Source organism: Kitasatospora sp. NPDC057738 (genome assembly GCF_042798815.1).
GTDB classification, from domain to species: domain Bacteria; phylum Actinomycetota; class Actinomycetes; order Streptomycetales; family Streptomycetaceae; genus Kitasatospora; species Kitasatospora lactacystinica.
Window position 1 is genome coordinate 23,551 of sequence record NZ_JBHVJT010000085.1, and the last position, 9,224, is coordinate 32,774.

7 protein-coding genes and 1 riboswitch are annotated in these 9,224 nt (G+C 72.9%); of the genes, 2 read left to right on the forward strand and 5 right to left on the reverse strand.

The window, feature by feature from the left end:
• Positions 1–147 precede the first annotated feature (147 nt).
• Complete coding sequence (gene aceB / locus ACFVGO_RS33650) at positions 148–1,758, forward strand: malate synthase A (protein ID WP_380635889.1); 1,611 nt, start codon at positions 148–150, stop codon at positions 1,756–1,758.
• 25 nt (positions 1,759–1,783) lie between these two features.
• The gene (locus tag ACFVGO_RS33655; RefSeq protein ID WP_380635891.1) at positions 1,784–2,650 is read left to right on the forward strand and encodes a 3-hydroxybutyryl-CoA dehydrogenase; all 867 of its coding nucleotides are present in this window, start codon (positions 1,784–1,786) and stop codon (positions 2,648–2,650) included.
• A 484-nt stretch (positions 2,651–3,134) separates the two neighbouring features.
• On the opposite strand, the gene ACFVGO_RS33660 is transcribed toward ACFVGO_RS33655, so the two are convergent.
• The 5 genes from ACFVGO_RS33660 to ACFVGO_RS33680 are packed head-to-tail and all read right to left on the reverse strand — an operon-like array spanning position 3,135 to position 8,509.
• Positions 3,135–3,911 carry an enoyl-CoA hydratase gene (locus ACFVGO_RS33660; protein ID WP_380635893.1) on the reverse strand — a complete coding sequence of 259 codons (777 nt, stop codon included), beginning with the start codon at positions 3,909–3,911 and terminating at the stop codon, positions 3,135–3,137.
• Positions 3,908–4,795 (reverse strand): 3-hydroxyisobutyrate dehydrogenase, encoded by an 888-nt coding sequence (gene mmsB / locus ACFVGO_RS33665; RefSeq protein WP_380635895.1) that lies wholly within the window; start codon positions 4,793–4,795, stop codon positions 3,908–3,910. Before mmsB ends, ACFVGO_RS33660 begins: the two co-directional genes overlap by 4 nt.
• Complete coding sequence (locus ACFVGO_RS33670; protein WP_380635911.1) at positions 4,792–5,865, reverse strand: enoyl-CoA hydratase/isomerase family protein; 1,074 nt, start codon at positions 5,863–5,865, stop codon at positions 4,792–4,794. The genes mmsB and ACFVGO_RS33670 overlap by 4 nt, the downstream gene beginning before the upstream one ends.
• On the reverse strand, positions 5,865–7,013 hold the full coding sequence (locus tag ACFVGO_RS33675) for an acyl-CoA dehydrogenase family protein (RefSeq protein ID WP_359901325.1): 1,149 nt from the start codon (positions 7,011–7,013) through the stop codon (positions 5,865–5,867). Before ACFVGO_RS33675 ends, ACFVGO_RS33670 begins: the two co-directional genes overlap by 1 nt.
• Positions 7,010–8,509, reverse strand: coding sequence for a CoA-acylating methylmalonate-semialdehyde dehydrogenase (locus tag ACFVGO_RS33680; protein ID WP_380635897.1), 1,500 nt, complete (start codon positions 8,507–8,509; stop codon positions 7,010–7,012). The genes ACFVGO_RS33675 and ACFVGO_RS33680 overlap by 4 nt, the downstream gene beginning before the upstream one ends.
• 209 nt (positions 8,510–8,718) lie before the next feature.
• A riboswitch (cobalamin riboswitch) is annotated at positions 8,719–8,910 on the reverse strand.
• Positions 8,911–9,224: the final 314 nt, after the last annotated feature.

The following is a 9,224-nucleotide window of genomic DNA, read 5'->3' on the forward strand; positions in this document are numbered from 1 at the left end:
GGGGGGGGGTGTGGCAGTATGGGGGGGAGGGGCACCCCTTGGGGGGGGGAGAGGGGGGGGGGGGGGGAGGCCGTACCCCCCCCGGGGGGGGGGCGGGGGGGGGGCCCCCCCCCCCGGGCCCCACCTTTCTGCTTCCTGGAGAACCGGATGAACCAGCCCAGCCGTACCGAAGTCCTCGGAGGGTCCGAGGAACGCTTCGACGAGATCCTCACCCCCGATGCCCTGAGCTTCCTGGCCCGTCTGCACGACGAATTCACCGCCCGCCGAGCCGAGTTGCTCGCCGAGCGCGGGCGCCGGGCCGCCGCGCTGGCCGCCGGCGGCACCCTGGACTTCCTCCCGGAGACCCGCGCCGTCCGCGAGGACACCACCTGGCGGGTGGTCGGCGCCGGCCCCGGGCTCGCCGACCGCCGGGTGGAGATCACCGGCCCGCCCGAGCGCCGGATGGCCGTCAACGCCCTCAACTCCGGTGCGAAGGTGTGGCTCGCGGACTTCGAGGACGCCACCTCCCCCACCTGGCACAACCTGATCGGCGGCCAGCTCAACCTGGTCGACGCCATCGAGCGCCGGATCGACGACACCACCCCGGAGGGCAAGCGGTACCGGGTCCGCCGCTCCCCCGCCACCATCGTGGTCCGCCCCCGCGGCTGGCACCTCGACGAGCAGCACCTGCTGATCGACGGCCGCCCCGCCGTCGGCGCCCTGGTCGACTTCGGCCTGTACCTCTTCCACTGCGGCCGGCGGCAGATCGAGCGCGGCAGCGGCCCGTACTTCTACCTGCCCAAGCTGGAGAACCACCTCGAAGCCCGGCTGTGGAACGACGTCTTCACCTTCGCCCAGGCCGAGTTGGGCGTCCCGCACGGCACCGTCCGGGCCACCGTCCTGATCGAGACCATCACCGCCGCCTTCGAGATGGACGAGATCCTCTACGAACTGCGCGACCACGCCGCCGGGTTGAACGCCGGCCGGTGGGACTACCTGTTCAGCCTGATCAGGAGCTTCGCCCAGCACGGCCCGCGTTACGTCCTGCCCGACCGCGCCACCCTCACCATGACCCAGCCCTTCCTGCGCGCCTACACCGACCTGCTGGTGCGCACCTGCCACCGGCGCGGCGCCCACGCGATCGGCGGGATGGCCGCCGCGATCCCCCAGCGCGACCCGGCCGCCAACGCCGTCGCCCTGGCCAAGGTGCGGGCCGACAAGGAGCGTGAGGCCGGCGACGGCTTCGACGGCTCCTGGGTCGCCCACCCCGGCCTGGTGGACTCCTGCCGCACCGCCTTCGACGCCGTCCTCGGCGACCGCCCGCACCAGCTGGAGCGCACCCGCGAGGACGTCGAGGTCACCGCCGCGGACCTGCTGGGCGTGCACCGGCTGTCCGTCGGCCTGCCCACCGACCAGGGCCTGCGCGCCAACGTCGCCGTCGCCCTGCGCTACCTCACCGCCTGGCTCGGCGGCTCCGGCGCCGTCGCCGTCTTCGGGCTGATGGAGGACGTCGCCACCGCCGAGATCGCCCGCTGCCAGCTCTGGCAGTGGCAGCACCACTGCACCCGGCTCACCGGCGGCTCGCTCGCCACCCCGGACCTGGTGCGCCGACACATCGACCGCGAGCGGGCCGCGCTGCTCGCCGAGGGCGCCGACCCCCGACTCGTCGACAATGCGGTGCGGATCCTGGAGGAGACCGCCCTCGGCGACGAACTCCCCGCCTTCCTCACCACCGAGGCGTACGCCCGCCACCTCGTCCGCGTCCGCACCGCGGCCTGAGCCGCCCCAGCACGGAGGCAGTGCCATGAACGAGATCCGACGCGTCGCCGTCGTCGGCGCCGGACAGATGGGCTCGGGCATCGCCGAGGTCCTCGCCCGCGCCGGCCTGGACACCATCGTCTGCGAGAAGGACCCGGCCGCGCTCCGGGCCGCCCGCGGCCGCATCGACCGCTCCCTGCACCGCGCCGTCGACCGCGGCCGCATCGGCCCCACCGACCGCGAGGACACCTGGGCCCACCTGCTGTTCGCCGACGACCTCGACGCCCTGGCCGACCGCCAGCTGGTCGTCGAGGCCGTGGTCGAGGACGAGACGGTCAAAGCCGAGCTGCTCGGCCGGCTCGACAAGATCCTGGTCGATGATCAAGCGGTGCTGGCCACCAACACCTCAGCCGTCCCGATCACCCGGCTCGGCATCGCCACCGGCCGCGCCTCCCACGTCCTCGGCCTGCACTTCTTCAACCCGGCACCGGTCATGCCGCTGGTCGAGGTCGTCGCCTCCCTGCACACCGACCCGGCCGTCCTCACCCGGATCGAGGCGTTCGCCCGGGACACCCTCGGCAAGCACGTCATCCGCTCCCGCGACCGGGCCGGCTTCGTCGTCAACGCCCTGCTGGTGCCCTATCTGCTGTCCGCGATCCGGATGGCCGAGGCCGGACACGCCACCCCGCAGGACATCGACGCCGGCATGGTCCACGGCTGCGCCCATCCGATGGGCCCGCTCACCCTCGCCGACCTCATCGGCCTGGACACCGTCGAGGCCATCGCCCGATCCCTGTACGCCGAGTACAAGGAGCCCCTCTACGCGCCCCCGCCCCTGCTCTCCCGCATGGTCGAGGCCGGACACCTCGGCCGCAAGACCGGCCGCGGCTTCCACCCCCACCGGGAGTCCTGACCCACCGGTGCCCCGACCCCCGTCGCGGAGGGCCGGGGCACCGGTGTCCCCGGCCCCGGTCTCCGCCGCCTCCGGCACCCGGCGCCGCGTCGAGCAGGTCGCGCATCCTCCCGACTCCCTCCTCGCACAGCCGGTGGCGGACCACCCGGCCCTCCCGGACGGCGGCCACCGTGCCGGACCCGCGCAGCGGCGGAACCGTCGGCAGGCCCACAGCGAACTCTCCTGCTCTCAGGGTGAGTTACGGCCACGAGCGGGCGACGGCCGCGGCCGCGCCGTTGACCGCCGACCGCTGACGCCGACCGCCGACCGCCGACCGCCGACGCGACATTGCCCCGCAGGATCCGCGGCGGGGCGGAGCAGACGGCGACCGCCCCACCCGGCTCCCGGACCGGGCCGTCGAGCACCTCCGCCGCTCACCGCACCGCGGTCCGGGAGTTGACCGGCGTGTGCCGCCCCGGGCAACGGGCGGCACACGCGCGAACCATCAGCGGTGGGTGAAGGACGGCGCCCGCTTCTCGGCGAAGGCGGCCATGCCCTCCTTCTGGTCCTCCGTGGCGAACACCGCGTGGAACAGCCGGCGTTCGAAGCGGACGCCCTCGGCGAGCGTCGTCTCGAAGGAGCGGTTGACGCTCTCCTTGAGCATGACCGCCGCCGGGGTGGACATCGCCGCGACCGTCTCGGCGATGGCCAGCGCCTCGGTGAGCAGCTGGTCCGCCGGGACGATCCGGGCGACCAGGCCGGCCCGTTCGGCCTCCTCCGCGCCCATCATCCGGCCGGTGAGGCAGAGGTCCATCGCCTTGGCCTTGCCGACGGCGCGGGTGAGGCGCTGCGAGCCGCCGATGCCCGGGATCACCCCGAGCTTGATCTCCGGCTGCCCGAACTTCGCGGTGTCCGCGGCCAGCACGATGTCGCACATCATCGCCAGCTCGCAGCCGCCGCCCAGCGCGTAGCCCGCGACGGCGGCGACGACGGGCTTGCGCACCGCGGCGAAGCGGTCCCAGGCGGCGAACCAGTCGCCGAGGTAGGCGTCGACGAAGTCGAGGGACTGCATCTCCTTGATGTCGGCGCCGGCCGCGAAGGCCTTCTCCGAACCGGTCAGCAGCAGGCAGCCGATCCCCGGGTCCCGGTCGAACTCCGTTGCCGCCGCCACGACCTCGTTCATCAGCCGGGTGTTCAGCGCGTTCAGCGCCTTCGGCCGGTCGAGGGTGATCAGCCCGACCCGGCCCTTGCGCTCGACCAGGATCGTCTCGTAGCCGGTCACTTGCCGTCCTTCCTGAGGGTGTTGATGATCGCCGAGAAGTCCAGGCCGATACCGTCGGCCGCAGCGAAGTCTGCGTACAACTGCGCTGCCCGGCGGCCGAGTTCGGTGGAAAGGCCGGCAGCCTCCGCGGCCCCGGCAGCGAGTCCGAGGTCCTTGGCCATCAGGGCGGCCGCGAACCCGGCGGCATAGTCGCGATTGGCCGGACTGGTCGGCACCGGACCGGGGACGGGGCAGTTGGTGGTCAGCGCCCAGCACTGCCCGGAGGCGGTGGAGGCGACATCGTAGAGCGCCTGGTGGCTCAGCCCCAGGCTCTCCCCGAGGACAAAGGCCTCGCTGACCGCGATCATCGAGACACCGAGGATCATGTTGTTGCAGATCTTGGCGGCCTGCCCGGCACCGGCCGGACCGCAGTGCACCACCTTCCGGCCCATCGCGTCCAGCACCGGTCGCGCCGCCTCGAAGTCCGGCTCCTCGGCGCCGACCATGAAGGTGAGGCTCGCGGCCGTCGCACCGACCACTCCGCCGGAGACCGGCGCGTCCACCGAACCGTGTCCCGCGTTCACGGCCTGCTCGTGCGCCGCCCGCGCGTCCGCGACGTCGATCGTGGAGCAGTCCACGAACAGCGTTCCCGGGCGTGCGGCGGGCAGCAGTTCCGCGTAGGCGGCCAGCACGTGCCGACCGGCAGGCAGCATGCTGATGACGACGTCGGCCTCCCGCACCGCCTCGACCGCGGACTTCGCCGCACGGACGCCGGCTTCCCGCGCCCGCCGCACTGCTTCCGGAGCGAGGTCGTAACCGACAACCCGGTGTCCGGCCTTGACCAGGTTGGCGGCCATCGGGCCGCCCATGTTGCCGAGTCCGACGAATCCGATCGTGTGGGTCACCAGCGCTCCAGGGGTGTGGTGGCGGCGAGGCCGAGTTCGCGCTCGCCGAGCGGGGCGAAGTAGCGGGCCACGACGGCGGGTTCGACGGCACTCAGCGCGGCCGGGCTCCACCGCGGTGCACGGTCCTTGTCGATCACCTGGGCCCGGATGCCCTCGGCGAGGTCCGGCGTGGCGAGCGCCGTGCAGGAGACCCGGTACTCCTGGTCCAGCACCGCCTCCAGCGGGCCGAGGGCCCGGGCCCGGCGCAGCGCGGCCAGGGTGGCCTTCACCGCGGTCGGGGAGTTGGCGGCGATCCGGTCCGCGGCCTTCTTCGCCTCTGGTTCGCCGCTGCCGCGGAGGCGGTCGAGGATCTCCTCCACGGTGCCGGCCGCGTAGCAGTGGTCGATCCAGTCGCGCTGCCCGTCCAACAACCCGGCCGGCACGGGCTGGACGTGCCGTTCCAGGGCGTCGTGCACGGGCAGTTCGGCCAGGTCGTCCAGCAGCGCCGGGAGCCGTTCGGAAGGGACGAAGTGGTCGGCGAGACCGCAGAGCAGGGCGTCCGCGGCGCCGACGGAGCCGGCCGTCAGGGCCAGGTGGGTGCCGAGTTCGCCGGGGGCGAGGGCGAGCAGGTAGGTGCCGCCGACGTCGGGGACGAAGCCGATCCCGGCCTCCGGCAGCGCGACGCGAGTGGTCTCCGTCACGATCCGGACGCTGCCGTGGGCGGAGACGCCGACGCCGCCGCCCATGACGATGCCGTTCATCAGCGCGACGTACGGCTTGGGGTATCGGGCGATCCGGGCGTTGAGGCGGTATTCGTCCCGCCAGAACTCCTCGACGGCGCCGGGGTCTCCCCCGGTGGCGGCGCGGTGGATGGCCACGATGTCGCCGCCCGCGCAGAACGCCCGTTCGCCGGCCCCGCTGATGACGACGGTCCCGACCTGCTCGTCGTTCTCCCAAGTGTCGAGGGCTTCGGAGATCCTCCGCACCATGCCGTGGGTGAGGGCGTTCAGGGCTGCAGGACGGTTGAGGACGATCAGGCCGGCCCGGCCCTCGCGCTCGGTGAGGACCTCCTTGACGGTGTCCTCGGTCATCATGCGGCTCCCGTCAGGCCGCGGGCGACGATGACGCGCATGATCTCGTTGGTCCCTTCCAGGATCTGGTGCACCCGCAGGTCGCGGACGATCTTTTCGATGCCGTACTCGGCCAGGTAGCCGTAGCCGCCGTGCAACTGGAGGGCGGCATTGGCGACTTCGAAGCCGGTGTCGGTGGCGTACCGCTTGGCCATCGCGCACAGCTCCGGCGCCCGGGGATCGACCCGGTCCAGCGCGGCGGCGGCCCGCCAGAGCAGCGACCTTGCCGCCTCCAGCTCGGTGGCCATGTCGGCGAGCCGGAACTGCAGCGCCTGGGCGTGCAGCAGCCGGGCGCCGAAGGCCTCCCGGTCGGCCAGGTAACGGGTGGCGCGTTCCAGAGCGTCCTGCGCGCCGCCGAGCGAGCAGGCGGCGATGCCGAGCCGGCCACCGTTCAGCCCGTTCATGGCGATCCGGAAGCCCTCGCCCTCGCCGCCGAGCAGGCGGTCGGCGGGCAGCCGGACGCCGTCCAGTACGACCTGGCGGGTGGGCTGGGCATTCCAGCCCATCTTCTTCTCGTTCGGACCGAAGGAGACCCCCGCGTCGTCCCGTTCGACGACGAACGCGGAGACCCCGGCGGCGCCCGGGCCGCCGGTGCGGGCCATCACCACGTACACCCGGGCTGTGCCCGCGCCGGAGATGAACTGCTTGACGCCGTCGAGGATCCAGTGGTCTCCGTCGCGTCGGGCCCGGGTGGTCAGCGCCGCGGCGTCCGAACCCGCGCCGGGCTCGGTGAGGCAGTAACTGGCGGGCGTCGCCATGGCGCTGAGCCCCGGCAGCCACCGGGCTCGCTGGGCGTCGTCGCCGTAGCGGTCGATCATCCAGGCGACCATGTTGTGGATGGACAGGTAGGCGGCGATCGACGGGCAGCCGGTGGCCAGGGCCTCGAAGACGAGCACGCCGTCGACCCGGGTGAGCCCGGAGCCGCCCGCGTCCTCACGGACGTAGACGCCGGCCAGGCCGACCTCGGCCGCTTTGCGCAGCACGTCCACCGGGAAGTGCTTGGTCTGGTCCCACTCGACCGCGTTCGGAGCGAGGTGCTCGCGGGCGAAGGCCAGCGTGGTCTCCGCGATGGTGAGCTGGTCCTCGGTGAGGTCGTGCACGGCGCTCATCCCATCGTCGGCATGGTGAAGCTCGCGCCCTCCTTGACCCCGGAGGGCCAGCGCGAGGTGACGGTGCGGGTGCGGGTGTAGAAGCGGATCGAGTCCGGCCCGTGCTGGTTGAGGTCGCCGAAGGCGGAGCGCTTCCAGCCGCCGAAGGTGTGGTAGGCGATCGGCACCGGGATCGGCACGTTGACGCCGACCATGCCGGTGTTCACCCGGCGGGCGAAGTCCCGGGCGGTGTCGCCGTCCCGGGTGTAGATGGCCACGCCGTTGCCGAACTCGTGCTCGCTGGGAAGCCGCAGCGCCTCCTCGTAGTCGGCGGCGCGGACCACGGTGAGCACCGGGCCGAAGATCTCCTCGCGGTAGACGCGCATGTCCGGGGTCACCCGGTCGAACAGCGAGGCGCCGAGGAAGAAGCCCTGCTCGTGCCCGTCAAGGCGGAACTCCCGCCCGTCGACGACGAGTTCGGCGCCCTCCCGGACCCCGACGTCCAGATGGCCGCGCACCCGCTCCAGCGCGTCGGCGCCGACCAGCGGGCCGAAGTCGGACGCCGGGTCGTCCGAGCGGCCGACCTTCAGCGCGGCGATCCGCTCGACCAGCTTGGCCACCAGCGCGTCCGCGGTCTCCTCCCCCACCGGGACGGCCACCGAGATCGCCATGCAGCGCTCCCCGGCCGAACCGTAGCCGGCGCCGATCAGCGCGTCGGCGGCCTGGTCGAGGTCGGCATCCGGCATCACGATCATGTGGTTCTTCGCGCCGCCGAAGCACTGCACCCGCTTGCCGTGGGCGGCGGCCGTCGCGTAGACGTACTGGGCGATCGGGGTGGAGCCGACGAAGCCGACGGCCCGCACCCGCTCGTCCTCCAGCAGGGTGTCCACCGCCTCCTTTCCGCCGTTGACCACGTTGAGCACGCCCGGCGGCAGCCCGGCCTCCAGGAACAGCTCGGCGAGCCGCAGCGGCACCGACGGGTCCCGCTCGGAGGGCTTGAGCACGAAGGCGTTCCCGCAGGCCAGCGCGGGCGCGGCCTTCCACAGCGGGATCATCGCCGGGAAGTTGAACGGCGTGATGCCGGCGACCACGCCGAGCGGCTGGCGCATCGAGTAGACGTCGATGCCGGTGCCGGCGTTGTCGGTGAACTCGCCCTTCAACAGGTGCGGGATCCCGGCGGCGAACTCCACGACCTCCAGGCCGCGTTGGAGGTCGCCGTGGGCGTCGGCCACGGTCTTGCCGTGCTCGGCGGAGAGCAGCCGGGCCAGCTCCTCCTTCTCCTGCTCGACCAGCTGCAGGAAGCGCAGCAGCACCCGCGCCCGCCGCTGCGGGTTCCAGGCCGCCCACTCGGGCTGGGCCTGGGCGGCGTCGGCGATCACCGCCTCGACCTCGGCCCGGTCGGCCAGCGGCACCCGGGCCTGCACCCGGCCGGTGTTGGGGTCGAAGACGTCGCCGTAGCGGCCGGACGTCCCGGCGACGCGCTTGCCGCCGACGAAGTGGGTCAGTTCGCGGACCATCGGTTCCTTCTCTCGTCACAGGTGGGGAGAGGAGGAATGGAGAGCACACCGCCCACGCCGCGGGGCTCGGGCGTACGGTGGTACGCCGACGCCTTGCGACAGGCGGTGATTGACGAACCGTCAGAGCAGGTGGGCCCCGGCGGTCGGCAGCACGGCAGCGGAACGGGAACAGCGGCCCGGAGTCATGCGTGTCGTCTCCATCCTCGTGGAAAACACGGATCACCCGCGGCCGGTATCCTGACTCCCGGATCCACGCCCGCCCCCTGGCCTTCCCGGCTGGCTGCCAGTGGCCGTCACATGCGAGGACGAACTCCCCGGTCACAGTGGCGGGACCGTGCCGGACTCACACCGGCTTCCCTGACACCGCGGACCTGCCGTCGACCATATAGTTGGACGTCCTAGTAAGTCCAGAGAGCCGGGCCGCCGGCACCCACGAAATCCCACCTCGCCCCATCGGATCCGTTCCGGCCCGAGGTCCCGCCCTCCCGCCGAGACCGTCAGGCCCTCGCTCCCGGTGTGCGACGCCGCTCACGGCTCAGCGACATCACAGGCCGCAGGGCACACCCGCGCGGGAATCGTCCCGATGAAAAGCAGCCGAGAACTCGAAGGCTGCGGAGTGCCCGTCTCGCGGTCATCAGCGACGGGGCCGGGGGGGTCCCGGGGGGGGGGGGTTCAGGAGGGACCGGGCCCGTGGGGGATAAGGGGGGTAACAAGA